We start from the raw sequence: 25736 nt of genomic DNA on the forward strand, positions 1-25736 counted from the left end.
AGACCGAAAACGAATGAGCATATTGCAGAGCAGCCTTGGCCCCAATTCCCCGAGTTTCGCCGAGAACGCCGCGGCGATGGAATCGCAATACGCCGAGGTTGGAGAAAAGGCGGCGCACATCATGCGGGGCGGCTCCGAAGCGTCGCGTGAGCGGCATGTCTCGCGTGGCAAGCTCCTTCCGCGTGACCGGATCTCCGGCCTTCTGGACGCGGGGTCGTCGTTTCTCGAGGTCGGGTTGTTCGCCGCCTCGGGTATGTACGGCGACGAGGTGCCCTCGGCCGGGGCCATCGCCGGAATCGGCCGTGTCGAAGGCCGGGACTGCATGATCCTGTGCAATGACGCGACGGTCAAAGGCGGCACCTATTTCCCGATGACGGTGAAGAAGCACCTGCGCGCGCAGGAAATCGCAGAGGAAAACCATTTGCCCTGCATCTACCTCGTGGACAGTGGCGGCGCGAACCTGAACAATCAGGACGAGGTTTTTCCCGACCGCGACCATTTCGGGCGGATCTTCTTCAACCAGGCGCGGATGTCGGCCAAGGGGATTGCCCAGATCGCGGTGGTGATGGGGTCCTGTACCGCTGGCGGCGCATATGTGCCGGCGATGAGCGATCAGACCATCATCGTCCGTGAGCAGGGGACCATCTTCCTGGCTGGCCCCCCGCTGGTGAAGGTGGCGACGGGCGAGATCGTCGACGCCGAGACTCTTGGAGGCGGCGACACGCACACGCGGCTGTCGGGCGTGGCCGACTATCTTGCCGACGACGACCGGCACGCGCTGGCGCTAGCGCGCGAGATCGTCAGCCACCTGGGTCCCGCACCCCGGCCCGATGTCGACTTCAAGGAACCTAGGGAGCCACTTCATCCCGCCGACGACATCATGGGCATCGTGCCTGCCAGCGAGAAAACACCCTACGACGCGCGTGAGCTGATCGCGCGGCTGGTGGACGGGTCGGACTTTGCCGAGTTCAAGCCGCGTTACGGCACCTCTCTTGTCACCGGTTTCGCGCATATCGACGGAGTGCCAGTGGGAATCATTGCCAACAACGGCGTGCTTTTCTCGGAAAGCTCAGCGAAGGGGGCGCATTTCATCGAGCTGTGCTGTCAGCGCAAGATTCCGCTGCTGTTCCTGCAGAACATCACCGGTTTCATGGTGGGCTCGAAATATGAGGCGGGCGGTATCGCCAAGGACGGCGCCAAGTTGGTGACGGCGGTGTCGACGGCCTCGGTGCCCAAAGTCACGGTGATCGTTGGCGGCTCCTATGGGGCGGGCAACTACGGCATGTGCGGGCGCGCCTTTGGGCCACGCTTCGTCTGGATGTGGCCGAATGCGCGGATCGCGGTGATGGGCGGGGCGCAGGCCGCGGGCGTACTCGCGGATGTACGCCGCGCCGCGATCGAGGCGAAGGGCGGCACCTGGTCGGCCGAGGATGAGACCGACTTCAAGCAGCCCACGCTGGACATGTTCGAGCACCAGTCCAAGCCGATCTATGGTTCGGCGCGGCTGTGGGACGATGGGATCATCGATCCGCGCAAGACGCGTGACGTGGTGGCTCTGTCGCTGCGCGCGGCGCTAAACGCTCCCGTCGAGGATACGAAATTCGGCCTGTTCAGGATGTGACAATGACCCAGACCTTCTCCAAGATACTGATCGCCAACCGGGGCGAGATCGCGGCCCGTGTGATACGTACCGCACATCGCATGGGAATTGCCACTGTGGCCGTGTATTCGGATGCCGATGCCCAGGCGCTGCATGTGGCATTGGCCGACGAGGCGGTGCATATCGGCCCGTCTCCGGCCTCCGAAAGCTACCTGATGGTAGAGCGCATCATCGACGCGGCGCGTGCGACTGGGGCGCAGGCGATCCATCCCGGGTACGGCTTCCTGTCCGAGAACCCGGACTTCGTTGATGCGGTCGAGGCGGCGGGCCTGACATTCATCGGTCCCTCGTCGGGCGCAATCCGGGCTATGGGCCTCAAGGATGCAGCTAAGGACCTGATGGCGCGGGCCGGCGTTCCGATCGTGCCCGGATACCAGGGCGAAAGCCAGGACCCGGATTTCCTGGCTGCGGAGGCGCAGCGCATCGGCTACCCGGTCCTCATCAAGGCCCGTGCCGGGGGCGGCGGCAAGGGGATGCGCAAGGTGGACGCGCCGCAGGAATTCGCCGAGGCCTTGGAATCGGCCCGGCGGGAAGGGCAGGCGTCTTTTGGTGATCCGCATGTACTTATCGAGAAATATGTCACTGCACCGCGCCATATCGAGGTGCAGGTCTTTGGCGACAATCACGGCCAGGTCGTGCACCTGTTCGAACGCGATTGTTCGCTGCAACGCCGCCACCAGAAAGTGATCGAGGAAGCGCCCGCTCCGGGCATGACCGACGCGGTGCGCCGCGTGATGACAGAGGCTGCGGTTAAAGCGGCGGAGGCCATCGACTACTCCGGAGCCGGCACCATCGAGTTTATCGCCGACGGATCCGGCCCGCTGCGAGAGGACGGGTTCTGGTTCATGGAGATGAATACCCGCCTGCAGGTCGAACATCCTGTGACGGAGGCCGTCACCGGCGTCGATCTTGTCGAATGGCAGATCCGGGTGGCAGCGGGTCTGCGGCTTCCGCTGGCGCAGGACCAGCTCGCCATCACCGGCCACGCCTTTGAGGCACGGCTTTACGCAGAGGACCCGGTCAACGGTTTCCTGCCCGCCACCGGCACGCTGGAGCACCTGTCGTTCAGCGACGCGGCCCGGAACGACACCGGCGTGCGTAGCGGCGATGCGATCAGCCCCTTCTACGATCCAATGATTGCCAAGATTATCAGCCACGCGCCTGACCGGGAGAGCGCACGCCGTGCGCTGCTGCGCGCCCTGCGCGAGACACACGTGGTGGGCACTGCGACGAATGCCGAATTCCTGGCCGCGCTGGCCGATCACCCCGGCTTCGCCGGCGGTACTTTCGACACCGGGCTGATCGGGCGCGATCTCGAGAGCTTGATCGCCGAAACGCCGCCAAGCGACGTTCACGTGGCGATCGCGGCGCTTGCCGCGCTGGGGGTCGACCCCGGAACCCCGCGCCTGGGCTGGCGGCTCTGGGGCGATGCCGTGCACGATCTTACCTTCGTGATAGACGGTGCGCCGTTCTCTTGCCGACTGGCGTTACAATCCGGTGGCCATGTGTGCCTCTATCGTGAAGGGGCCGAGGCTCTCGCCCTCACGGGGCTGTCTATCAACGAAGCCACGGTCCATGCGCGGACTGGTAGCACGAATGAGAAGATCGAAGCGACCGTTCGTACTGCGCGGCGGGACACCGGACTTCTGATCTCGGTGCTGACGGGGGGAATCGCGCGGACACTTCTCCTTCCCGACGCCAGGGCGGGCAGCGCTGCGCTGGTCGATGCGAGCGACAGCGTGGTGGCGCCCATGACGGGCGTAATCGTCGCGCTGGATGTCGTCGTCGGCGATCAGGTCCAGGAAGGCTCGCGTCTGGGCGTAATGGAAGCCATGAAGATGGAAACCGCCCTAGTCTCGCCGCGCATCGGCACCGTGTCCGAGGTTCTCTGCGCCGCGGGAGATGCCGTCGAAGGTGGAGCGATCCTGGTCAATCTCGAAGCGGAGGCGTCGTGATGGCCGATCCTGTCCGGATATTCGAGGTCGGCCCGCGCGACGGTTTGCAAAACGAGAAGGCGCATATTGCGACGCGGGACAAGATCGCCCTGATCGACCTTCTTTCTGTGGCGGGGTTCGACCGGATCGAGGCAACAAGTTTCGTGTCGCCGAGATGGGTGCCGCAACTGGCCGACGCGGCCGAGGTCATGGCCGGGATCACCCGCGTTCCAAGCGTCGGCTACGCCGTGTTGACACCCAACCTGAAAGGCTTTGAACGTGCGCTCGCCGCGGGGGCGGACGAAGTCGCCGTCTTTGCCTCGGCGTCCGAGGCCTTCAGCTTGAAAAACATAAATTGCTCGGTCGAGGAGAGCCTGGCCCGTTTCAACCCGCTCATGGCCGCGGCACGGCGGGCTGGTATCCCTGTGCGGGGCTACGTCTCTTGCGCGCTGGAATGCCCCTATTCCGGGGCGGTCTATCCGAGTGCGGTTCGTGACGTGGCAGGCGCTCTTCAAGAGATGGGCTGCTACGAGATCTCCCTCGCTGACACCATCGGCCGCGCTCCGCCTGAGGCGACACGGGCAATGCTCGCGGCCGTTCTGGGCGTAATCCCTGCCGCGCGTCTGGCCGGACATTTTCACGACACCTCAGGGCAGGCGCTGGCGAATGTCGAGGTAGCGCTGGAGATGGGGCTGCGAGTTTTCGACAGCGCCATAGGTGGCCTGGGAGGGTGTCCGTATGCGCCGGGTGCCAAGGGCAACCTGTCCACGACCGCGCTTGTCTCGATGCTGGAAGATCGCGGTTTCGCCACCGGCCTCAACCGTTCCCGGCTGACCGAGGCCGAACGGCTGGTCGCGGAGCTCGCTCAGGAAAAGGAGATCGAACAATGAGCCACGATTCCATTCGCGTGACCCGCGACGCGCGAGGGCTTGCCACCGTAACGCTTGCGCGGCCGGAAAAACACAACGCCATGAACGCCGCGATGATCGCCGAGCTCAGCGAGGCCGCGGAACGCACTTGCCGCCGACGACAGCGTCCGGGCCGTGATCCTTACCGCCGAGGACGGAGTTTCTGCGCCGGGGGCGACCTGGGCTGGATGCGCGCGCAAGCCGAAAAGGACCGTGCGGGCAAGGTACAGGAGGCGCAGGGCTTGGCGCGGATGCTGGGCCTCTGGAACCGCATGCCGAAGCCGGTGATCGGGCAGGTCCACGGCGCGGCATATGGCGGCGGGATCGGGCTGATCGCGGTCTGCGATATCGTCGTTGCCGAAGAAAACACCCGCTTTGCGCTTACCGAGACACGCCTGGGCCTGATCCCGGCAACCATCGGGCCCTTCGTCGTTTCGCGCATGGGCGAGGCCTTTGCCCGGCAGGTCTTTTTCACCGCGCGTCCCTTCGACGCGGCCTTCCTCATGCGTGCGGGAATGGTGGCCCGTATCTGCCCGGCCGACGGACTTGCCGAGGCCGTGGAGGACGAAGTCTCCGCCGTGCTCGACTGCGCGCCCGGCGCGGTCTCGGCGGCCAAGTCCTTGTGCCGCGACCTGTCTGGGCCGGAGCCGATGGAGGCGGGAGACATGACCGCCAACGCCCTGGCCGATCGCTGGGAGACAGAGGAAGCGCAGGAAGGCATCGCTGCCTTCTTTGCCAAGAAAACCCCGTCGTGGCGGCAGAGAGCTTGAGGAGATTAGCGATGCTGACAGTACACAGACAGGCCGTTTTGGTCGAAATGGTGATGCCCGGTCGGGCGGCATGGACGGGGTTTCGTCCGTTCGGCTTGGTGCTGGTGGGCGTCTTCGCGCTGACGCTGGCTGCCAAAACGGTGGTGCCGATGTGGCCGGTGCCGATGACCATGGGCACTTTCGCCGTGCTGACCCTGGGCGCGGTCTACGGGCCGCGTCTTGGGCTGATCACCGTGATGGCCTACCTCGCCTGCGGAGCGCTCGGCCTGGATGTCTTCTCCGGAACGGCGTCTTCCGAAACCGGACTTGCCTACATGGTGGGCCCTACCGGCGGCTACTTGGCAGGCTACGTTTTCGCGGTTTTGGTTATCGGGTTGGCGGCGCGGGCCGGGTGGGATCGGTCTGTCCCGCGGATGGCCCTATCATTACTGGCGGGCAATGTCGTCATCTATCTGCCGGGGCTTGCATGGCTGGGCGTTCTCTTTGGTTGGGACAGGCCTCTCCTCGCGTGGGGCGTAGAGCCATTCCTCGTCGGGGACGTTCTGAAACTGTGCCTCGCCACCTGCGTCACGCCGCTGGCTTGGCGCATGGTCAGCCTCAACAGGCGATGATCGGGGCTGGGTGGCGCCTCTTGTCCGACCGGGCGCCCCCACCATGGGCAGTTCAGTTGACGCGCAACAGGGTAGTGCCGGACAGGCGCTCCCCTGGACGGAGGAGTCGCAAGCCGGTCTCGGCACAAGCGTTCGGCAGAGTTTCGAGCGCGCCGGCGACATGCGAAGCGGGTTCAATGCAGAGGTAGTCGGTTTTTTGCAGTACTGCGAGATGCGAGAGCGCGGCGTCGCCCGACAGGCTGATAGCGATGCCATCGTCGACCTGGGCCGTCGCGGTCCTCCAGCCCGAGTAGTGCCGGGTCACGCCCGTTGCCGGCCCGGGGTCGCACGAGGCGGCGTTGTTCCATGCGACCGATGCGGACAGTCCCGCTGGGCCGAAGGGGGTCCATTGCCGCGCCGCAGTGACCCTGACGCGGATTTCCCCGGAGTGCATGAAATACGGGTGCCAGCCGATGCCGCCGGGCATATCGAACCGGCCCGTGTTCGTCAGCTCCAGCCGGATGGCAAGGCCGTCCTCCTTCAGCTCGAAACGCTGCCTGGCTGTGAAGTCGAATGGCCAGTCCTCGTCGGAGCGATAATCCAGAACCATCTCGAGAAGGTCTGCCTCTCGCAGGGCCAGGCGCCAAGGGCGGCGGTGGGCCGGGCCGTGCATGACGTCCTTGCCGTTTGCCGTGTTGGGGCGCAGCCTGACCTGCTGTCCTGCGAGGCGGAAGGCGGCATCGCGCAACCGGTTGTGGAACGGGAACAGCGGAAAAGCCCCCGCTTTAGGCCAGTTCGCCGGGTCGAAAGATGTGTCCCGCAACGGCACCAGGATATCGCCGTGCTCGACGTGGGTCAGCGACAGTATTCGCCCGCCGGCCGAGGGCGCGAAGCGCGCCGCGAGGCGGGCGTTGCGAATGTCGTAGGTCTCGCGCTCCCGCGCCAAGAATGTCCCGGGCGCGGTCATGGCAGCCGCTGACGGATCTCGCCATCATGGTCGATGACGCAGAATCGCCCGCCTTGGAAATACCCGGCGACTTGTGGCAGGGGCGACGGCCGCTCGTGGCGCGTCTCCGGGCCGGCCAGCGCTTCGGAGGTATCCGCCGGCACGTAGCCGAGCCGTGTCGCGGCGCTGTTGTCCCACCAGCCGGAAGGCACGCGGGAGACGCCGAACACCGTCGTGCAGGTGATGTCGGGGTGCTCCAGCCCTATCAGGACAAGCTGCGCGAGATCGCGCGCGCTGACCCACATGTTGAGCGCCCGCGCATCGGTAGGGCGGTCGCCGGCATTGCCGATTCGGATGTTCAGCGTCCGGATCCCGAACTTGTCGAAGTAGAGGCCCGCTTCGAGCTCGCCCCAGCATTTGCTCAGCCCGTAGAGGGTATCGGGACGCATCGGGTCCGTGTTGGAGACCAGGGTCTCGCGCGGGTAGAAGCCAACCGCGTGGTTCGAGGAGCCGAAGACCACGCGCTCGATCCCGTTGCGGCGCGCCGCCTCGAGCACGTTGTGCGTTCCCAGGACGTTGATGTGAAGGATCTCTTCGATGCCGCGCTCGTTAGGGTACCCGGCAAGGTGCACCACGGCGTCTGTATCTGCAACGCATGCCGTCAGGGCCTCGCCGTCGGATATGTCGACCCGGTCCCAGGTCTCATCCGCTGCGAGGGGGCCGGGATCGGCAGTATCGACGATCTTGATTCCCCCAGTTCTGCCCGCAAGGGCGCGACGAAGCGCCGTGCCGACACGGCCGGCTCCGCCGGTCAGGGCGATGCGGCTGGTCGAGTGGCGCAGGGGCGACTCTGGGGTGTGCAGCCTTCGATCGGTGGTCGATTGGGTGTTGTTCGACATGTGTCAGATGCCCTCGGGAAGTCGCCGGTGCAGCGTGTGTTCAGGCCCGGGCGGGACGATCCCCGCACGGTTGCGAAAGCGCTCGTATGGCTCACGCAGCGCAGGCGATGGGACTGTTCTTTTCAGTTTGCGAGGCCAGGCGGAAAACGCCCCGGACCGCTTGCAGAGATGCCGTGCTTTCGGCGCTGTGGTCAAGAGAATGTACAATTTTAAGTTCACTTCTACTGCTGTCCATGGGCTGGTGGCATGCGTTTCCTCTCTATTTTACGGTCATTTACCGCCTCCTGGCGGACGGAGGCAGAGCGGATCAGATCCTCAACTGCATTCTACGCCATAAATAATGTATAATAAAGGTTGATTAGTGTAAATTGGTGCATTACCAACATTGTTGCGCGCTACCGTCGGTCAGGGATGGAGACCAGGGCCGGAGGTGAGCGCGCCCGAAAAGGGAGGATGGAAATGAAACGAGATATTGCTTCGGGCGCATCCGGGCCCGCGAGGCGCTCGATGGCTCACCTGATGCTGAGCGCTGCGGTACTTCCGATGCTCGCGATTCCAGCAGTCGCGCAGACCGCGACGGGACAGGCGCCCGGGCTGGCGCAGATGGTCGAGGCCGGGGAGCTGCCGCCGGTGGTCGAGCGCGTCAGCGACGAGCCAGAGGTCGTGGAGCCTCTGAATGCCGTCGGCGACTACGGCGGCGATCTTCGGATCTACCTGCGGGGAAGTTCCGACCACAATCATATCTTGCGTGTCGTCGGCCCCCAGGGGCTCGTGCGCTGGGATCCCGATTACACCGAGATCGTTCCCAACGTGGCCGAGAGCTTCGAGGTCACCGAAGGCGGTCGCGTGTTCACGTTCCATCTCCGGGACGGGATGAAGTGGTCGGACGGCGAGCCGTTCACGGCAGACGACATCATGTTCAACATCGAGGACCTCGTCATGAACGAGGACTTCGCGCCGACCCCGCCGCGCTACATGTCCGGTGGCGAGCCCATGAAGGTCGAGAAGGTCGACGACTACACGGTGCGCTTCACCTTCAAGGAGCCTTATGGCGACTTTCTCGCAGAGCTTGCCAGCCCTCTGGGTCAGCACCCGGTTCTCTACGCCAAGCACTACTGCTCGCAGTTTCTGCCAAGCTACAACGACAGTCTGGATAAGCTGATCGAAGCGAACGATGCCTCGGATTGGCAGAATCTGTTCCTGCAGAAGTGCGGCGACCTCGAGATCCCTGCCCGCTGGGGCAATCCCGAGCGGCCGACGCTGGACCCCTGGGTCATCAAGGAGCCCTACGTCGGCGGTACGACACGCGTCGTCCTCGAGCGCAACCCGTACTTCTGGCAGATCGACACCGAGGGCAAACAGCTTCCCTACATTGACCAGGTTGTCGCGCCGGTGGATCAGGACGTCGAAAGCCTGATCCTGTCGGTCATCGGCGGCAATGTCGATTTCGGTCTGCGCCACATCGACCCGCCGTCGAACCGGCCGGTTCTGGCCGAAAATCGGGAGAAAGGCGATTACCGCTTCTTCGAGGCCAAGTCGACCGGCGGCACGGACATGTCGATCAGCCTAAACCTGACGCACAAGGATCCCGATCTGCGTGAACTGTTCAACGAGGAGGACTTCCGCGTCGCGCTCTCGCTCGGCATGGATCGCCAGGAGATCATCGATACGGTGATGCTGGGCGAGGGTGAGCCGTGGCAACAAGGGCCGTTCGAGGATCATCCCTATTACCATGAGCAGATTGCCACGCAGTATCTCGAGCACGATCCGGAAAGGGCGAACGAACTGCTGGATGGTCTCGGACTGGAGCGGGGCGAAGACGGCATCCGGCGTATGGACAACGGCGAGCCGGTCACCTTCCAGGTCGATGTGATCCCAACCTTTGATCCCACCTGGGTCGACTCGCTGCAACTGATCGAGCAGCAGTGGGCCGAACTGGGCGTCGACATGGAGATCAACCCGATGGAGCGCACGTTCTTCTACGAGCGGACCTCCAACAGCAATGACCATGACGCCGCAGTCTGGCGGGCGACGCAAAGCTGGGTTCCCGGCCAGATCCCGCAGATGCTCGTCCCGGTGCACCATGACAGCCGCTACGGCATCGCATGGCGGGACTGGTATCTGAGCGGTGGTGCCGAAGGCGAAGAGCCGCCTGAGACCATCAAGACGCGGCTGGAACTCTACGAAAAGGCGCGCGGTCTGACCGATCCGCAGGAACGCATCGAGACCTTCCACAAGATCGCCGACATCGCGGCGGAAGAGTTCGAGGTGATCGGCGTTTCCACAGCGGTCCCGACCTACGGCATCGTCAAGAACGACCTGAAGAACGTGCCGGATAGCATGCCGAGTTCCTGGTACTATCCGACGCCGTCGCCGACCCTGCCGCAGACCTGGTTCTGGCAGGACGAGTGAACCTCTCCAGGCTGCGCCACCCGCAGGGCGGCGCAGCCACCCCGAGCTAGACCCGCCGCGTGTGGCAACACGCTCGTGTCACCGCTCCTAAGACAGCTTTCCGAAAGAATGGACCGATGACGAAACAACTCCAGCCCGGACTCGCCCCGGACAGTTCATGCGTGGACCATGCGCTCCCTTGTTCGGCAGACAATAGAGCAAGGCGGGCCTGCTCCGGACGAAGCAAACAGCACACTGGGGCTTTCTGATGCTACTTTTCTACATCGGACGCCGCGTCCTTTGGGCCATCCCGTTCATGTTCGCGGTGTCGCTCATTGCCTTCGCGCTGATCTCCGCACCGCCCGGGGATTATCTTACGACCTTCGCCGCGACGCTGGCGCAATCTGGCGACGTGGTGGATGAGGCAAGGCTTGATGCGCTGCGTGAACGCTATGGCTTCGACCAGCCGTTCATCGTCCAGTACCTCCGCTGGATCGGCGGCGTTCTTCAGGGTGATTTCGGAATTTCCTTTGAATGGCAGCAGCCGGTAGGGCAACTGATCTGGGAGCGCATGGCGCTGTCGGTCACCCTGGCGCTGGCGACCCTGATGTTTACCTGGGCCGTCGCCCTGCCCATCGGGATCTACTCGGCTGTACGCAAGTACTCGATCGGCGATTACTTTTTCACGACGATCGGGTTCATCGGCCTCGCCACCCCGAACTTTCTCTTTGCGCTCGTCCTCATGTACGTCGCTGTGGTCCACTTCGGTTCGGACGTCTCCGGCCTCTTTTCCTCCGAGTATCAGGACGCACCGTGGTCCCTGGCGAAGGTCGGCGACCTCCTGTCGCACATCTGGATTCCCGTCATCATCCTCGGCACCAGCGCGACCGCAAGCCTCGTGCGCATCATGCGCGCCAACCTTCTGGATGAGCTGTACCGCCCGTACGTGACGACCGCACGGGCCAAGGGTCTGTCCGAGTTCCGGCTCATCATGAAATATCCCGTGCGCATCGCGATCAATCCGTTCATCTCGACGATCGGCTGGGCCTTTCCGCAACTGATCTCGGGCGCCGTCATCACGGCCTTCGTGCTCTCGCTGCCGACATCGGGACCGCTCATGCTGCAGGCGCTTCTGGCACAGGACATGTATCTCGCGGGCGCCTTCATCCTTCTGCTCTGCTGTCTTTCCATCGTCGGGATGCTCGTTTCCGACATCCTGCTCGCGGTGATCGACCCGCGCATTCGCTTCCGGTGACACACATGACTGCCAATACCGAAACCGACCCCCGAGCCCTTGAACAGAAACCGGAAGATTTCGCGTCTCAGTGGCGCTTGATCTGGATCGCCTTCCGCAGGCATCGGCTGGCCATGACTGGCGCGATCATCGTACTGATGTTTTACCTCGTGGGTGCCTTTGCCGAAATCCTCGCTCCATTCGACCCGAACGAGAGTTCGTCGGCAAACATCTACCACCCGCCGCAGATGGTTCGTTTCATCGACCACGACGCCGACGGCGGCTGGTCCTTTAGCCCGCACGTGATCGGGATGACGATGGAGCGGGACAAGTTTACGCTCAAGACCACCTATACCGAGAACCCAGAGGATAAGATCTACCTCGACTTCTTCGGCAAGGGAGAGCCCTACAAGCTCTGGGGCCTCATCCCGATGGAGCGCCATTTCCTCACGACCGAGAACTCCGATGAGAGGTTCTTCCTCCTGGGCGCCGATCGCCTGGGGCGTGACATGCTCAGCCGGACGATCTACGGAACCAGGGTCTCCATGTCCATCGGCCTGATCGGCGTGGGGCTCAGCCTGCTGCTGGGGCTGATCCTTGGCGGGGTCTCCGGCTACTACGGTGGCAAGGTCGACATGTTCATCCAGCGTATCGTCGAGCTGGTGATCTCGTTGCCGACGATTCCGATCTGGCTGGGCCTGAGCGCGGCACTGCCGCAGGACTGGTCTCCTCTGGCGCGATACTTCGCGATCACCATCATCCTGTCACTGGTGGCCTGGACTGAACTCGCCCGTGTCGTCCGTGGTAGGTTCCTGGCTCTGAGGACCGAGGACTTCGTGACCGCGGCCCGGCTTGATGGCTGCAAGCGTGGCAGGGTGATCTTCCGGCACATGATGCCCTCGATGGTGAGCCACATCATCGCCTCGGTTACGCTGGCGATCCCCGTGATGATCATTGCCGAGACGTCGCTGTCGTTTCTCGGGCTCGGGCTGACGCCGCCGATCATCTCTTGGGGCGTGCTGCTGAAGGAGGCGCAGAACATCCGCTCTATCGCCCAGGCCCCCTGGCTTTTCGCACCCGGTGGCGCAGTCTGCCTTGCGGTGCTGGCTCTGAATTTCCTAGGCGATGGTCTGCGTGACGCGGCCGACCCCTATGTGCAGGACAGTCACTGATGGATGGTGAAACAATGACTTCCGAGTGGAACACGCCGGTTCTGGAACTCAAGAACCTAACGACCGAATTCGTGACCAAGCGCGGAGCCTTCCGCGCGGTTGATGACGTCTCGCTTGAACTTCACGCCGGCAAGACCCTGTGCGTCGTCGGTGAAAGCGGCTCTGGCAAGAGCGTGATGTCGCGTTCGATTCTGCAGATCGTCGATCCGCCGGGCCGGGTGGCCGGGGGGCAGGCGCTCCTGCACCGGCACCGCACTGCGCGTGCCGGTGCAGGGGAAGAGACTGTCGACCTGCTGAAACTCAACCCAAAGTCCAGGGCGATCCGCAGCCTGCGTGGGCGCGACGTCGCCATGATCTTCCAGGAGCCGATGAGTTCCTTGTCACCGGTCCACCGGATCGGCGATCAGGTCGGCGAGGCGATCCGTCTGCACGAGCCGGTCTCGAAGAAGGACGCGCGCGAAAGGACGTTCGAGTTGCTGCGCAAGGTCGAGATCCCGAACCCGGGCAAGGCTATCGACCAGTTCCCTTTCGAGTTTTCGGGGGGCATGCGGCAACGGGCGATGATCGCCATGGCGCTGGCCTGCAATCCCACGGTGCTCATCGCGGACGAACCGACGACGGCGCTTGACGTGACCATCCAGGCCGAGATCCTCGACCTGATCCGCTCGATCCAGGACGACAGCGACATGGCGGTCCTGTTCATCACGCACGACATGGGCGTGGTGGCGGAAATCGCGGACGAGATCGCGGTCATGCGGTTCGGCAAGGTGGTCGAGACCGGTGATGTCTACGACATTTTCGAGAGACCTCAGCACTACTACACGCAACGCCTACTTAATTCAGTTCGCGAACTCGATCACCCGTCGGAACGGCGGCTTGCCATGCGCAAGGAACGTCCGGTGGGCGCGCCATGTTTGGTGTCGGACAACGTCCGCAAGGTGTTCGGTGGTAGCAAGAGTTGGTTCGGAACGGAGGTCGAAGGCCTGGTCGCCGTCAACGACGCTGAGCTCGAGCTTCGTTCTGGCGAGAACCTGGGCATCGTCGGCGAAAGCGGTTCGGGCAAGACCACGCTTGGACGCTGTCTGCAGCGCGTGCACGATGTCACTGCCGGGAGGATCCTCTACACCGACAGCTCCGGACTGGAGCGCGATCTCGCGCCGCTCACGGAAAACCAGCTGGAGCAACCTTGGCGCGACATTCGCACCGTGTTTCAGGACCCGTTCTCGTCGCTCAATCCGCGCATGACGATAGGCCAGATCATCGCCGAGCCGCTTGTCGTCGAAGGCAAGTTGACCGGCCCGCAGATCCGTGAACGAGTCTACGAGTTGCTCGAACTGGTGGGGCTTCCGGTGTCGGCATATATGCGCTATCCGCACGCTTTCTCGGGCGGCCAGCGTCAGCGTGTCTCCATCGCCCGTGCGATCGCGCCCAACCCGCGCATCATTATCGCGGACGAGGCGACCTCGGCGCTGGATGTCAGCTTGCGGACGCAGATCCTCGACCTGCTACTGGATCTTCAGGAGCGGCTGGATCTGAGCTTCATCCTGATCAGCCACGACATCGCCGTCATCCGCTATTTCTGCGACCGCATCGCGGTCATGTATCGCGGCCGGATCGTCGAAACCGGCGATACCGAGACGGTTTGCAACACTCCACAGCACGAATACACCCAGTCCTTGCTTTCGGCCGTCCCGGTGGCGGATCCGCGGGCGCGCGGACAGAAGCAGCGTGTTCGTTACCGCGAAGCCATCTGAGGTTCCTTTCATGAAGATAACAGACATCAAGACCTTTCTGATGCAGGTCGGCTCGCGGCCGGGCATGCCGGCCGGGGCCGGTTCATTCCGCGGTTCGCGAAACTGGCTCTTCCTAAAGGTTGAAACCGACGAGGGCGTCTACGGCATTGGCGAATGCTCGGGGTGGCCAAGGGTCATCGAGCGGGCGGTGCAGGATCTTGCCTCCATCCTGATCGGTGAGGATCCGCGTGACATCGACCGGTTGTGGCACCGTCTCTATGTCGGGACGATGGGCCACGGCATTACCGGAACCGTCGGCGGCGGCGCCCTGACGGGCATCGAGATGGCGCTTTGGGACATCAAGGGCAAGGTGCTGGGCCAGCCCGTCTGGAACCTTCTGGGTGGCAAGTTCCGCGACACGATCCCTGTCTACGGCCACGCGAAGTCGCCCGAGCGCGCGCGCGAGCTGATGGAGCGCGGCTACAGCGCGGTGAAGGTCGGTTTCACCGGCGGCGTGGATCTCGATCTCGTGGCGGCGATCCGCGAGACGGTGGGTTCGGAGGCCGACGTGATGGTCGACGCGCACGGGCCGTCCTGGATGACCCCCGCCGACGCGATAGCGGTCGGGCGCGAACTGGAAAAACTGGACCTGCTTTTCTACGAGGACCCAGTTGCGCCGGAAAACCTCGACGCGCTGGAGAGGGTGCGCGATGCTGTAGACATCCCACTAGCTGCGGGCGAACGTGTCAGCACGATCTGGGGCATCCGTCCTTATGTCGAACGCGACCTTGTGGACGTCATCCAACCCGACACCGGCCGGGCCGGGGGTTTAACCCAGATGCGCAAGATGGCGGCAATGGCCGAGTCCCATTACATCACGATGGCGCCGCACTCCGGTTCGCTTGGTCCCGTGGCAGAGTTTGCCGCGCTGCATGTCATGGCGACGATCCCGAATGTGCTGATGCTGGAACGGGTCGAGATCGATTGGCAGGGCCGCTACGAGGTTGTAACACCGGTGCTCAAGGCTGAGAATGGCGCCTTGCCGGTGCCGGATGCACCGGGTCTTGGCGTGGAACTGGTCGAAGAAGAAATCGAGAAGTACCCCAGCCAACGCAATGTGGCGGACATGCCGGACAACGAAAACGCCTATGAGCCGGGAACTTTTGGCGAATGCGTCTATTTTCAGCCCCGGCTGCGCCGGCGGTCTCGCCTGCGCCTGAAGCGGTCGGACGAGGCCTGAGCGGGCATGGTTCTGGCAGTGGACACAGGACATGAGACAGCGGACGGCCTATGGGCGGTTGCTCTGGCGGGAGAAGGTGCGGTGGCGCTCTGCGCGTTGGCTCCGGTGACGGGCGCGTTTGACGTCATAGACAAGCAGTTTCTGCCCGGGGGCACGGGCAGCTGCCGCGGCGTGCCGATGGCCGCGAGCGCGGACAAGGGCCGGATCTACGTCGCCTGGCGCGGCGAAGCATTCCGGTTGTTCAGCTTTGCCCTTGATCGCGATGCACGCCGCCTGACCTGCCTTGGGGGCGCCAGCCTGCCCGCTAGCATGTGTTATACCACCGTCTCCTCATGCGGCCAGGTTGTGCTGTCGACATCCAACACGGGCAGCGTGATCGCTGTCAGCGTGATTGACGAGGAGGGCAGGGCGGGCGACCCGCTCCTGACGCAGGAGGCTTTCAAGGCACATTGCCTGGTCATGGCGGCGAATGGACTGGCCTATGTGACCAGCCTACGGGGCGATTTCGTTCAGAGCTACGCTTTTGATGCCGCGCGCCGTGATCTGAAACCTTTGACCCGGCTCGAACTGCCGGAGGCCTCCGGGCCGCGGCACATCGTTTTCACCGCAGACGGGACACGCGCCTACCTGTTGTCGGAATTCGCGGGGACGCTGACGTCACTGAACGTGGATGCCGAAACTGGTTCTTTGTCTGTGCTGGACAGGGTCGAGATGCTGCCTGGCGTGAAAAGGGCTTGGGCCGCCGAACTGCGGTTGGGGCCGGATCAGACTGTGCTATATGCTTCCGAGCGCAGCACCTCGCAGATCTTCGCTTACCGTACCGGAACACACGGCGGGATGGAGTTGATCGGTGCCGTTCCTGCGCCAGAGTGCCCGACTGCATTTGACCTATGTGTCACGGGACGCCACCTTGTCGCACTTGGCGAGAAGAGTGGCGAGGCATGGGTCTATCGTATTGACGGGGACGGGCTGCCCGATCGCGTCACCCGGACTGAAATCGGTGCCGTGCCCAGCTGGACGCTGGCGCTTTGAACTTCGAACTTCACCTCAAGGACCTGACGATGAAAAAGAGCACCCGCGAGAAGTTCCAGCATATCTCTGTCGCGACCATTGCCACGGCGCTCTACAAGCGTGGTCTGCGCCACCAGGTGATCCAGGGCGTGCATCCAGTGGGTTGGAAGGGGCAGAACATGGTCGGTCCCGCTTTCACCCTGCGTTATGTGCCCGCCCGCGAGGATCGCAACGGGATCGAGGCTTTTCGTAATCCAGAGCACAAGCAGCGCGTCGCCATCGAAACCTGTCCGGAAGGGCATGTTCTGGTCATGGACAGCCGCAAGCAGGCAGAGGCCGCCTCGGCGGGGGACATCCTGATCACGCGGTTGATGAAACGCGGCGGGGCTGGGGTGGTCACCGACGGTGGGTTTCGCGATGCAATGAATATCGCCACGCTGGACATCCCCGCCTACCATTCGCGCCCGTCCAGCCCGACGAACCTGACCAATAACGAGGCCATTGCCATCAACGAGCCGATCGGTTGCGGCGACGCGCCGGTCTTTCCGGGTGACGTGATAGTGGGTGACGCGGATTGCGTGATCGTGGTTCCGGCCGGGATCGCCGACGAGGTCGCAGATGAATGTGTCGAGATGACCGCGTTCGAGGCTTTCGTGGCCGAACGGGTGGCCACAGGCGACACGATCATTGGCCTCTATCCGTGCACAAAAGAGGAAAATCGCGCTGCCTACGAGGCATGGCTTGCGGCTAAGGATGCCTCCTATTTCTACCATCGGATCAAGCACGATGAGCACTGAGACCATCCGCCGTACTGGCGAGCCAATGATCCATCATCTTCGCTGGGCCTTTGCCGTCACTGTACTAGGCTTGGTTCTTGGTGCGGTTGACTGCCGGAACGCGACCGGCACGGCCTCCGGCATACTGACGCTCTTCTTTACCTGTGCCGTTCTGATAGTGCTTGAGATCAGCCTGTCCTTCGACAATGCCAACAAGATCAAGTCCATTTCGCCTAAATGGCAGGGCCGGTTCCTGACCTGGGACATCTTGATCGCGGACTTTGGCATGCGGAGTCGGTCGTGCATATCTCCGAGGATGGGAGGCGTGGCCATGAGCGGGCTTGCGCTTAGATCGTCGATCCGCCGAAACCACGTGTTGCCTGCTCAAGGCCACGGGCGGGCGCATAATGTGTAAGTTCGTCGTATTGGTATATACCGTCGAAGTCATGTAATCCTCGGTGGACTGTAGGGCTCGGAATGATCCTGCCCGCCGAAAACAACCGGGCAAACGTCCGAGCGAGAGGAAAACAATGGATCCGGCAACAGGAAATACGCAGCTCAGCTCGGGTGCCGGGCCGAAAACCAGGAAAGTCCGGGAACCCGGCTATAGTCGGATTGCGCATCTGCTTCGCGAAGAGATCTTTGGTGGGCAACTCATGGCGGGGACGCGCCTGAAAGTCTCCGAGGTCGCAAAGCGTTACGGCACCAGCACCAATCCCGCGCGCGAGGCGCTTCAGGTACTGGAGGGCGAAGGGCTGGTCACAATCGAGCCCAACCGCGGCGCCAGCGTGCGCGGAATCAGCGAGGACATGCTCCTGAACGTGTTCGAACTGAAGATCGTTCTGTGGGAATATGTCGCGAAGGGGTTCGTCGAATCCGCGTCTTCCGACGAGATTGCCCAATTGCGACGCCACCAGGAAGACTGCGAGAAGGCAGTCCAGGCCTGCGATGAGATAGGGTTTCGCGAGGCCAATCTCGCTTTCCACGGCTGTATCGTGGACAGCCACCACAACACCGAGGCCGTCTCGATCATCCGCAAACATGACAGTTGGCTGCAGGCCCTGTCGAAGTCGGACCCGCCCACGCTTGCCCAGATGCGCCGGTCTTCTGCCGAGCATTGGCGCATCGTCGAGGCCGTGGAAAAGGGCGAGGCAGAGGAAGCCGGGCGCGCCATCAAGGAGCATCTTGTCAACACGCAGACGGCTTTCCTCGACCGCCTGCGCCGCAAGCGCCTGAAGGCGGCCGACTGAGCGGCCGAACCGGTTCACGATCCGAGTTCCGGCTTTCCGCGACGGTCCGGTGGTGCTGCACCGGAACCGATGATCCGTCACGCATCATCGGCGGCCGTTCTCGATGTATTTCAGAGGCTTGTCGCATGTTCTCAGGTCATGAGCGCAGTTTTCGTTTGAATATAGCACACTAAGTGAATAAAATAATGTAGAAACCTGAGGGGCGATGACGGGGCAAATGACAAACACGGCAACTTTCCTTTCCAGCAACTTGCCCTTTGATACCGACCAGTGGGCCCGGCTCGAGGCGGTGCTTCCGCCGGGACGGATGCTGCGTGTCGATACCAGCGACGATGCGGCCGTCGAAGCCGCGCTGGCCGAGGCCGAGATCGCGATCCTCCACAGCGACCTCGATCAGCGCTTCATCGACGCCCCACGGCTGAAATGGGTGCATTGCGACCATGCGGGCCTGACCAGGTCGGCGCGCCCGGAGGTCTTTGAAAAGGGGCTGATCGTCACCGGTTCGGCTGGCCGGTCGGGTCCGGCGCTGGCAGAGCATGTGATGATGTTCTCGCTGATGCTCTGCGCCCGTTATCCGGACTTCTACGAGGCGCAGAAACGGCATGAATGGCGCCGGGTGCCAGAAATGGACGATCTCTTTGCGCTCTCCGGCCGCACGATGGGGATCATCGGCATGGGGAATACCGGCAAGGAGCTCGCCACCCGCGCCAAGGCCTTCAACATGAAGGTCCTGGGTTACCGGCGCCGCGACGAACCGGCCCCCGAGGGCGTGGACCAGATGTATTGCAGCGACAAGGGCGAGGGGATCGACGAGATCCTGGAACAGGCCGACATCGTTGCGCTGGTCATCAACCTGTCCGATGCTACCCATCACATGATCGGGGCGGAACAGTTCGCGCGCATGAAACGCTCGGCCATCCTGGTGAACCTCGCGCGCGGGGCGGTGGTCGATCAGGACGCTTTGATCGCGGCCCTCACCGAAGGACGAATTGCGGGGGCCGGTATAGACGTCATGACGCCGGAGCCTCTTCCTGAGGGTCACCCGCTTTGGGATGTACCCAACTTGCTGATCACGCCGCATTTCTCGGCCAAGCTACCGGATCGGTCCGAGAGGTCACTGAAGATGATCTTGGACAACCTGCACCGCTATCGGACGGGCCAAGAAATGCTGAACCAGATCAGTGAAGAGGACAGCTGGTCCAAAGGCTGAGCCCATCACTTGGTGGCATGGCCCGCAAACTCTACTCAAGACAAGGAAAAATTCGACATGAAAATCGGTTTCATTGGTCTCGGTGTTATGGGACAGCCTATGGCAGGGCATCTGATCGAGGCGGGGCACGACCTCCAGTTGTATCGCGTCAAGGACAAGTCCCGCCCGCTGGTCGATATGGGCGGACATGCCTCGGACTCTGCTAGGGAGGTTGCCGAAGCCTCTGACGTCATCATCCTCATGCTGCCGGATACACCGGACGTCGATGGGGTCTTGTTCGGTGAGAACGGCGTTGCCGAGGGGTTGAGCTCTGGCAAGACCGTAATCGACATGAGCTCCATCTCTCCCGTGGCAACGCGAGATTTCGCCAGCCGCATCGCTTCGCTGGACTGCGCCTATTTGGATGCGCCCGTCTCCGGGGGCGAAGCAGGCGCCAAAGCAGCCACTCTGTCCATCATGGTCGGCGGGGCACAACAGGATTTCGACAAAGTTCTTCCGCTCTTTGAGGCCATGGGCAAGAACATCACCCTGGTGGGGGACGTCGGAGCGGGCCAGACGGCGAAGATTGCTAACCAGATCATCGTCGCCCTGACCATTGAGGCGGTATCCGAAGGCTTGCTCTTTGCTTCGAAAGCGGGCGCCGATCCCGCCAAGGTACGAGAGGCGATCATGGGAGGCCTAGCCTCGTCGAAGATCCTGGAGATGCACGGCAAGCGCATGATCGACCGGACGTTCGAACCAGGGTTCCGTATCTCGCTACACCAGAAGGACATCAACAACGCGCTGGAATCGGCCCGTAGTCTCAGGCTGGCGCTGCCATCGACCGCGCTGGCACAAGAACTATTCAACACCTGTGCAGCGCAGGGGCATGGAGAACTGGATCACTCGGCCCTGGTCCGTGCGCTGGAGACCATGGCAGCGCATGAGATCGGTGTTTGACTGGCAACCGATCAGAGGTGTCATGATGATCGAGCTGCAGGGCATGAAATCGCAGACACTACTTTAGTCGGGTTTGAATAACGCCTACGCGGCCATTTCGCAGAGGCGCCCGCTGCCGTTGACCTTGCGATAGGGTCTTCCGGCGGCAGCGATCCAGACGAGAAGCAGGGCCCAAAGAAGCCTGAGCCGGGCCAGGATCTTGCGGATGTTGTGTCCGCAGCCGCAGAGTACGGCGAAGATCGCATCGCCTGTGGTGCCCTTGAGCGGGCATCGCGCCAGGCGGCCATCGGATTTCATGTGGCCGATCTCCGGCTCGATCGCGCTGCGCCGTACTCTGCGGCTGCGCCCACAGCCCTTGCGTCATGCCGCGGCGCATGCCCGAGATCAGCACTTGCGTGCCGCGGACCTCGTGACCGCGGTAGCCCCTGTCCACGACGGCGAGGTTGGGGCGCTGGTCGGTGAGCGTCTCGACCTGTTCCAGCGCCTCGGCCAGCGTGTGGCCGTCATATGAGTTGCCCGGCATGGCGCGCATGCCGACGACAAACCCGCCGTCGATGGTGGTGGCGACGCTGACCTTGCAGCCGAATTCGTAGCGCACCCGTGCCTTGCCCTTTGAGATGCAGTCGACCTCGGGCTCGTGCAGGGCGTAGATCTTCCCCTTGGATTTCTGCGCCTGGTACAGCAGCTTCGAGACCCGCGCCAGCATCTCGGCCACGCCGTCGCGCACCGCACCTTCCGGGATGGCGTCGAGCTACCGGCAGATATCGCGCATGACACGGTCGGCGTACCCGCGCAGCGTTCTCAGCGCCTTGCGCATGCGCTTGAACTGGCGCGCATGGGCATAGCGCCCGATCTGTTGGGCCAACCGCGGCGCCTTGCGCGCATAGGTCTGAGCCAGATCGATGCCGAGATCCTTCGCAAGCGCGACCAGTTTCGCCCGTGCCTTCTCGAAGAGGCGTGCATCGGTCGGATGCGCGATGTTCTTCTCCATCACCGTGGTGTCGACGGAGACGCGCGACAGGCGGTCGTCATCGACGACCCCGGCCGAGCGACCAGCCTCGATCGTTTTGGTCAGCAGCCATTCGGCGCCCTCTTCGCAGATCCGGTCCCGCCAGCGGCTGAGCGAGGAGGGATGGATGGGCGGTTGGTGCTGAAAGAACGTCTCACCGGTGAAATGCCGAAAGTACGGGTTCTCGATCCACCGCGCGACCACGGCCTCGTCCGACAGGCCGTAGGTGTGTTGGAGATACATGAGCCCGGCCACGAGTCGGGGATGCGTGGCGGCCGGCCAGCGGGTGCCGGAAAGAACCCTGCCCATTCCCGCTCGAACCACTCCCCGTCGATCAAGCCTGCCAGCTTCACCAACTCGTGCCGCATGTCGATCATGTCGACCAGCCGCGGTCGCAGCAGGTCATCCTGTTCCGGAGCGCGATCGCGGTGCTTCATGGCATGATCCGCTTGCGGTCGTAGGAAAAGGTGAGCTGGTGGCCGACATAGCGCTTCTCGCGCCAGCACAGGATATCTGCGAGCCGGTCCGGCTCCACATTCAAGGCACGATGCAGGTTGTCCGGTCTCGCCGGGAGTTTGGCGAAGCGGGCGTTGTAGCGGTCCCTGAAGGCGTCCAGATAGGCGTTCGCGGCCTCCATGTCCGAGATGCCTGCCAGCCGTAATTCCTTCACCAGGCGATCCTGCAGTGTCCGGTTCGCCCGCTCAACGCGGCCCTTGGCCTGACTGCTGTTGGCACAGAGGATCTCGATGTTCAGCTCGTTCAGCGCGCGGCCAAACTGGGTCATTCTTGCGCCGCCCTTGGCATCGTCCTTGGCGACACGGAACACCGTATGCTTGTCGGAATAGAATGCCACGGGGCGGCCGTGCTTCAGCAGGTAGCTCTCGAGCGCCTCAAAGTAACTGAAGGTGCTCTCGGACTTCACAAACCGCAGTTCCATCAAGGTGCTGGTCGCATCGTCAATGAAGACGAGCAGGGTGCAGGGCGGGCCACGATCCTCGAACCATCGATGGTCCGAGCCATCGATCTGGATCAGTTCTCCAACGCATTCCCGGCGAACGCGCGGTTGATGAAACGTCCTGCGCTGCTTGCGCGACAACCAGAGGCCGTCCTCGACCATCCATTTGCGCAATGTCTCCCGGGAGATCTTCACTCCGTGATGCTCGGCCAACATCTCCGCCGCCAGGGTCGGACCGAAGTCCGAATAGTTATCCTTGACCAACGCCAGCGCATAATCACGCTTGGCTGGATGTATCCGATTGTTCGGTGTCTTGCCGCGCGCCCTGTGCCGGATCGACGCCGCGCCATCCGTTCGATAGCGCTTCAGCAGCCGGAACACCTGGCGCCTCGTCAGATCCAGTACATGGGCGCCGTTCTCAACGCTCAGCCGACCATCGTCGATCTGCGCCAGAACCTCGACACGCCGCAACTCGCGTTCGCTCATGATGACCCATCCCATGTCCCATCCCTCGACCTGTCCTCACTGCAGGCGAGAGTGACACTTCTGCTTTGCTCACGGGTGACATTTTAGATGGGGTGGTTGCCGCCATCTCCCGACGGCATCGCAATATGCCAAGAATGCGCAGTGTAGAGACCACGCAAAAGAAGGACGGCAACCATGGACGAAGGTACTATCATCGGAGTTGATCTGGCAAAGAACGTGTTTCAGCTCCACGGCGCGACCGCGGACGGGTCGGTCATCTTCCGAAAGAAGCTCTCACGCCCGCAATTCCATCGGTTCATGGCCGGTCAGCCTGCATCTGTTGTCGTCATGGAGGCGTGCGGTGGCGCCCATTTTTGGGCGCGCGAACTGGAGGCTCTGGGGCACCAGGTCAAGCTGATTTCGCCACAATACGTGAAACCATTTGTGAAGAGGCAGAAGAATGACGCCGCCGACGCTGAGGCGATTGTCGAGGCCGCGCTACGTCCATCGATGCGCTTCGTAGAACCGAAATCGGAGGTGCAACAGGCGAGTGCTGTTTTGTTTCGTTTCCGGGAGAAGCTGGTTAAACAGCGTACCGAGCTGATCAACGCCATCCGGTCCTATTTGTTCGAGTTCGGACATGTCATTCCAAAGGGACCCCGACATCTGAGACGGGTGGCGGAGCTGATCTCGAATGACACGGGGACGCTGCCGGATGACGTTCGGGAAATCTGCGGCGACCTGCTGGACGAAATCAGGCGGAAGACCGAACGGATTGATGAAGCACTGAAGCAGATCCATGCCAAGTCCCGGCAACAAGAAACGTTGCAGCAGCTACAAACGATGCCGGGGCTCGGGCCAATCACGGCCGTCGCGATTGAAACCTTCGCACCGCCGATGGAGACGTTCCGGCGGGGACGGGACTTCGCCGCCTGGCTGGGGTTGGTTCCAAGGCAGAACTCGACCGGCGGGAAACAGCGGTTGGGGCGCACATCGAAGATGGGGCAGCGCGATATCCGACGCCTTCTGATCATCGGCGCGATGTCAGTGGTGAACTGGGCCTCTCGAGGTCATGGTGTAACGACGGGGTGGTTGGCTTCCATGCTGGCCAGAAAGCCAAGAATGGTCGTCGCCGTTGCGTTGGCCAACAAGATGGCACGGGCCATCTGGGCGATGTTGGTCAAGCGCGAAGCATATCGAGCGCCAGTGACGGCATGAAACAGCGCCCTAACTGAGAAAGGTAGGCAAAAAGGAATGTGAGGAAGGCAATGCCCCATATGGGCACAATGATCGAACAGATCAGGGTCAGCGAAACCAGCGCAAAGTTAAGGACAAAGAAGTCCGGATTTTAGTTTTGGGGCTGACCCGCGGATCTCCATATCGGCCAGCGGCGCTTGTAAGGCCGCACGAAAAGGCCTGACACAAGCTCGCACTCGATCACATGCTCAGAAAGGCAATGTTCTCCTTGCATGGGAGGCGGCAACCACACAAGCTTTGCGGTGTGGACTCACGCCGAAGCGCAACGTCTGACACTTGACGCTATTCCGGCCGGTTCCTGATCTCCAGTAGACGGCTCTCGAAGACCTCGGCGGGGGTGCGGTAGCCGAGGCATTTCCTCGGCGTGGCGTTCAGTTTCCGGCAGATGGTCCTCAGCCGCTGCTGGGTCAGCGATATCGGATCGGTCGAGCGGGGCAGGTGTCGCCGAAGTCGGTTGTTGGTGTTCTCGACGGTGCCTTTCTGCCATGGTGCCTGCGGATCGCAGAACCAGCTGTCGGTGCCCATGCCGTCCTTCAGTCGAGGCCAGGCCGAGAACTCCGTGCCGCGGTCGAAGGTGATCGAACGCCGGGCATCGGCTGGTAGTTTGGACAACCCGCCGATGAGCGCCTCCATGATCGGTTTCGACTGGCGGTCCTCGTTGCGCAATACTACCGTGAACCGGCTGACGCGCTCGACCAAGGAAGTCACATTGACCTTGCCGTTTTCCTTGCGGAACATTAGCAAGTCGCACTCCCAATGACCAAACTCGGCACGGTCCGCCACCTCTGCAGGTCGATTGCGCAGGCTCTGGGCATCGAAGATATGCCCGCGGTGATGCCGTCTCTGGCCGCGCGGTCGGCGACGTCTACGATGCTCGGGCAGGTGGCGGTGGAACTGCTCGGCGCGGCCTTCCTTTGAGTAGGCGAAGCGGTAAATCGTTTCATGGCTAACTCGGATCGGATGGCGTTCCAGCCGCATCCGGCCAGCGATCTGCTCCGGTGACCACCCATTCTTCAGAGCATCTTCCACGGCAGCCTTGATCTCAGGATTGCGGATCAGCTTGCGATGCACCGCGCGCCGCTCTTCGTAGATCTTCTGGGCGACGAGGGCATGATAGCCATTCAGCTCCGGCATCTCCTCGTCTTCAAAGACATTCCTGCGCAGTTCGCGATAGATCGTGGAGGGCGCACGACCCAGCCGATCCGCGATTTCCGGAACCGGCATCTTTGCTTCGCGCCACTTCGCGAGCTTCCGGCGTTCCTCGAAAGTCAGGTGGGGGTAGCAGCGGCCCATTCACATCCTCCATGCATGCTTCTAATTTCATACAGACTTTGCACTTCGTTTGTGAATCCACCTGCCCAAGTCCATTGTTCTTATAATCAGTATT

General features: G+C 62.6%; 20 protein-coding genes and 2 pseudogenes. 17 read left to right on the forward strand and 5 right to left on the reverse strand.

Annotated features, from left to right (window positions below; genetic code table 11):
• The first annotated feature begins 13 nt into the window (after positions 1 to 13).
• The 5 genes from SALMUC_RS08900 to SALMUC_RS08920 are packed head-to-tail and all read left to right on the forward strand — an operon-like array spanning position 14 to position 5883.
• Positions 14 to 1621 (forward strand): carboxyl transferase domain-containing protein, encoded by a 1608-nt coding sequence (locus SALMUC_RS08900; RefSeq protein ID WP_020040269.1) that lies wholly within the window; start codon positions 14 to 16, stop codon positions 1619 to 1621.
• 2 nt (positions 1622 to 1623) lie between these two features.
• Positions 1624 to 3615, forward strand: a complete 1992-nt coding sequence (locus tag SALMUC_RS08905) for an acetyl/propionyl/methylcrotonyl-CoA carboxylase subunit alpha (RefSeq protein WP_020040270.1) — start codon at positions 1624 to 1626, stop codon at positions 3613 to 3615.
• Positions 3615 to 4484, forward strand: coding sequence for a hydroxymethylglutaryl-CoA lyase (locus SALMUC_RS08910; protein WP_020040271.1), 870 nt, complete (start codon positions 3615 to 3617; stop codon positions 4482 to 4484). The genes SALMUC_RS08905 and SALMUC_RS08910 overlap by 1 nt, the downstream gene beginning before the upstream one ends.
• Positions 4481 to 5272, forward strand: a complete 792-nt coding sequence (locus tag SALMUC_RS08915) for an enoyl-CoA hydratase-related protein (RefSeq protein ID WP_021120131.1) — start codon at positions 4481 to 4483, stop codon at positions 5270 to 5272. The genes SALMUC_RS08910 and SALMUC_RS08915 overlap by 4 nt, the downstream gene beginning before the upstream one ends.
• 11 nt (positions 5273 to 5283) lie before the next feature.
• On the forward strand, positions 5284 to 5883 hold the full coding sequence (locus tag SALMUC_RS08920) for a biotin transporter BioY (protein WP_020040273.1): 600 nt from the start codon (positions 5284 to 5286) through the stop codon (positions 5881 to 5883).
• Between the two features lie 52 nt (positions 5884 to 5935).
• On the opposite strand, the gene SALMUC_RS08925 is transcribed toward SALMUC_RS08920, so the two are convergent.
• Entirely contained in the window at positions 5936 to 6829 is an 894-nt protein-coding gene (locus SALMUC_RS08925) for an aldose epimerase family protein (protein ID WP_020040274.1), read from the reverse strand.
• Positions 6826 to 7707 (reverse strand): NAD-dependent epimerase/dehydratase family protein, encoded by an 882-nt coding sequence (locus tag SALMUC_RS08930; protein WP_020040275.1) that lies wholly within the window; start codon positions 7705 to 7707, stop codon positions 6826 to 6828. Before SALMUC_RS08930 ends, SALMUC_RS08925 begins: the two co-directional genes overlap by 4 nt.
• A 507-nt stretch (positions 7708 to 8214) precedes the next feature.
• On the opposite strand from SALMUC_RS08930, the gene SALMUC_RS08935 reads away from it, so the two are divergent.
• From SALMUC_RS08935 to SALMUC_RS08985, 11 genes are all read left to right on the forward strand, one after another.
• The gene (locus tag SALMUC_RS08935) at positions 8215 to 10119 is read left to right on the forward strand and encodes an ABC transporter substrate-binding protein (RefSeq protein ID WP_020040276.1); all 1905 of its coding nucleotides are present in this window, start codon (positions 8215 to 8217) and stop codon (positions 10117 to 10119) included.
• Positions 10120 to 10366: 247 nt separating this feature from the next.
• Complete coding sequence (locus SALMUC_RS08940) at positions 10367 to 11353, forward strand: ABC transporter permease (RefSeq protein WP_020040277.1); 987 nt, start codon at positions 10367 to 10369, stop codon at positions 11351 to 11353.
• 5 nt (positions 11354 to 11358) lie between these two features.
• Complete coding sequence (locus SALMUC_RS08945; RefSeq protein WP_037371407.1) at positions 11359 to 12504, forward strand: ABC transporter permease; 1146 nt, start codon at positions 11359 to 11361, stop codon at positions 12502 to 12504.
• Positions 12504 to 14258, forward strand: coding sequence for a dipeptide ABC transporter ATP-binding protein (locus SALMUC_RS08950; protein ID WP_020040279.1), 1755 nt, complete (start codon positions 12504 to 12506; stop codon positions 14256 to 14258). Before SALMUC_RS08945 ends, SALMUC_RS08950 begins: the two co-directional genes overlap by 1 nt.
• Positions 14259 to 14268: 10 nt before the next feature.
• Complete coding sequence (locus SALMUC_RS08955; RefSeq protein ID WP_020040280.1) at positions 14269 to 15477, forward strand: mandelate racemase/muconate lactonizing enzyme family protein; 1209 nt, start codon at positions 14269 to 14271, stop codon at positions 15475 to 15477.
• Between the two features lie 6 nt (positions 15478 to 15483).
• Positions 15484 to 16509, forward strand: coding sequence for a lactonase family protein (locus SALMUC_RS28185; protein WP_084513957.1), 1026 nt, complete (start codon positions 15484 to 15486; stop codon positions 16507 to 16509).
• Between the two features lie 29 nt (positions 16510 to 16538).
• A complete protein-coding gene (locus SALMUC_RS08965; RefSeq protein ID WP_037371622.1) occupies positions 16539 to 17285 on the forward strand; it encodes a ribonuclease activity regulator RraA in 747 nt (248 codons plus the stop codon).
• Positions 17275 to 17679 carry a TerC family protein gene (locus SALMUC_RS08970; RefSeq protein WP_020040283.1) on the forward strand — a complete coding sequence of 135 codons (405 nt, stop codon included), beginning with the start codon at positions 17275 to 17277 and terminating at the stop codon, positions 17677 to 17679. Before SALMUC_RS08965 ends, SALMUC_RS08970 begins: the two co-directional genes overlap by 11 nt.
• A gap of 115 nt (positions 17680 to 17794) precedes the next feature.
• The gene (locus SALMUC_RS08975) at positions 17795 to 18514 is read left to right on the forward strand and encodes a GntR family transcriptional regulator (RefSeq protein ID WP_021120134.1); all 720 of its coding nucleotides are present in this window, start codon (positions 17795 to 17797) and stop codon (positions 18512 to 18514) included.
• A gap of 217 nt (positions 18515 to 18731) precedes the next feature.
• A complete protein-coding gene (locus tag SALMUC_RS08980; protein WP_020040285.1) occupies positions 18732 to 19724 on the forward strand; it encodes a D-2-hydroxyacid dehydrogenase in 993 nt (330 codons plus the stop codon).
• Between the two features lie 12 nt (positions 19725 to 19736).
• Complete coding sequence (locus SALMUC_RS08985; protein WP_281168849.1) at positions 19737 to 20663, forward strand: 2-hydroxy-3-oxopropionate reductase; 927 nt, start codon at positions 19737 to 19739, stop codon at positions 20661 to 20663.
• An 84-nt stretch (positions 20664 to 20747) separates the two neighbouring features.
• On the opposite strand, the pseudogene SALMUC_RS08995 reads toward SALMUC_RS08985, so the two are convergent.
• Both SALMUC_RS08995 and SALMUC_RS09000 read right to left on the reverse strand, forming a co-directional pair.
• Positions 20748 to 22109 (reverse strand): annotated as a pseudogene (locus tag SALMUC_RS08995) (IS5 family transposase).
• A 2-nt stretch (positions 22110 to 22111) separates the two neighbouring features.
• Positions 22112 to 23128, reverse strand: a pseudogene (locus tag SALMUC_RS09000) (ISNCY family transposase); the annotation flags it as partial.
• Between the two features lie 159 nt (positions 23129 to 23287).
• Between SALMUC_RS09000 and SALMUC_RS09005 the strand changes: the two are divergent.
• Positions 23288 to 24310 carry an IS110 family RNA-guided transposase gene (locus SALMUC_RS09005; RefSeq protein ID WP_020040289.1) on the forward strand — a complete coding sequence of 341 codons (1023 nt, stop codon included), beginning with the start codon at positions 23288 to 23290 and terminating at the stop codon, positions 24308 to 24310.
• Between the two features lie 321 nt (positions 24311 to 24631).
• Here SALMUC_RS09005 and SALMUC_RS09010 read toward each other — a convergent pair whose 3' ends face one another.
• On the reverse strand, positions 24632 to 25642 hold the full coding sequence (locus SALMUC_RS09010) for an IS30 family transposase (RefSeq protein WP_020040290.1): 1011 nt from the start codon (positions 25640 to 25642) through the stop codon (positions 24632 to 24634).
• Positions 25643 to 25736 lie beyond the last annotated feature (94 nt).

The organism is Salipiger mucosus DSM 16094 (assembly GCF_000442255.1).
Lineage (GTDB): Bacteria > Pseudomonadota > Alphaproteobacteria > Rhodobacterales > Rhodobacteraceae > Salipiger > Salipiger mucosus.

What these genes read in the sequence shown, in the direction of transcription:
- SALMUC_RS08900 (WP_020040269.1), top strand. Translation starts at nt 14, where the DNA reads ATGAGCATATTGCAGAGCAGCCTTGGCCCCAATTCCCCGAGTTTCGCC.
- SALMUC_RS08905 (WP_020040270.1), top strand. Translation starts at nt 1,624, where the DNA reads ATGACCCAGACCTTCTCCAAGATACTGATCGCCAACCGGGGCGAGATC.
- SALMUC_RS08910 (WP_020040271.1), top strand. Translation starts at nt 3,615, where the DNA reads ATGGCCGATCCTGTCCGGATATTCGAGGTCGGCCCGCGCGACGGTTTG.
- SALMUC_RS08915 (WP_021120131.1), top strand. Translation starts at nt 4,481, where the DNA reads ATGAGCCACGATTCCATTCGCGTGACCCGCGACGCGCGAGGGCTTGCC.
- SALMUC_RS08920 (WP_020040273.1), top strand. Translation starts at nt 5,284, where the DNA reads ATGCTGACAGTACACAGACAGGCCGTTTTGGTCGAAATGGTGATGCCC.
- SALMUC_RS08925 (WP_020040274.1), bottom strand. Translation starts at nt 6,829, where the DNA reads ATGACCGCGCCCGGGACATTCTTGGCGCGGGAGCGCGAGACCTACGAC.
- SALMUC_RS08930 (WP_020040275.1), bottom strand. Translation starts at nt 7,707, where the DNA reads ATGTCGAACAACACCCAATCGACCACCGATCGAAGGCTGCACACCCCA.
- SALMUC_RS08935 (WP_020040276.1), top strand. Translation starts at nt 8,215, where the DNA reads ATGGCTCACCTGATGCTGAGCGCTGCGGTACTTCCGATGCTCGCGATT.
- SALMUC_RS08940 (WP_020040277.1), top strand. Translation starts at nt 10,367, where the DNA reads ATGCTACTTTTCTACATCGGACGCCGCGTCCTTTGGGCCATCCCGTTC.
- SALMUC_RS08945 (WP_037371407.1), top strand. Translation starts at nt 11,359, where the DNA reads ATGACTGCCAATACCGAAACCGACCCCCGAGCCCTTGAACAGAAACCG.
- SALMUC_RS08950 (WP_020040279.1), top strand. Translation starts at nt 12,504, where the DNA reads ATGGATGGTGAAACAATGACTTCCGAGTGGAACACGCCGGTTCTGGAA.
- SALMUC_RS08955 (WP_020040280.1), top strand. Translation starts at nt 14,269, where the DNA reads ATGAAGATAACAGACATCAAGACCTTTCTGATGCAGGTCGGCTCGCGG.
- SALMUC_RS28185 (WP_084513957.1), top strand. Translation starts at nt 15,484, where the DNA reads ATGGTTCTGGCAGTGGACACAGGACATGAGACAGCGGACGGCCTATGG.
- SALMUC_RS08965 (WP_037371622.1), top strand. Translation starts at nt 16,539, where the DNA reads ATGAAAAAGAGCACCCGCGAGAAGTTCCAGCATATCTCTGTCGCGACC.
- SALMUC_RS08970 (WP_020040283.1), top strand. Translation starts at nt 17,275, where the DNA reads ATGAGCACTGAGACCATCCGCCGTACTGGCGAGCCAATGATCCATCAT.
- SALMUC_RS08975 (WP_021120134.1), top strand. Translation starts at nt 17,795, where the DNA reads ATGGATCCGGCAACAGGAAATACGCAGCTCAGCTCGGGTGCCGGGCCG.
- SALMUC_RS08980 (WP_020040285.1), top strand. Translation starts at nt 18,732, where the DNA reads ATGACAAACACGGCAACTTTCCTTTCCAGCAACTTGCCCTTTGATACC.
- SALMUC_RS09005 (WP_020040289.1), top strand. Translation starts at nt 23,288, where the DNA reads ATGGACGAAGGTACTATCATCGGAGTTGATCTGGCAAAGAACGTGTTT.
- SALMUC_RS09010 (WP_020040290.1), bottom strand. Translation starts at nt 25,642, where the DNA reads ATGGGCCGCTGCTACCCCCACCTGACTTTCGAGGAACGCCGGAAGCTC.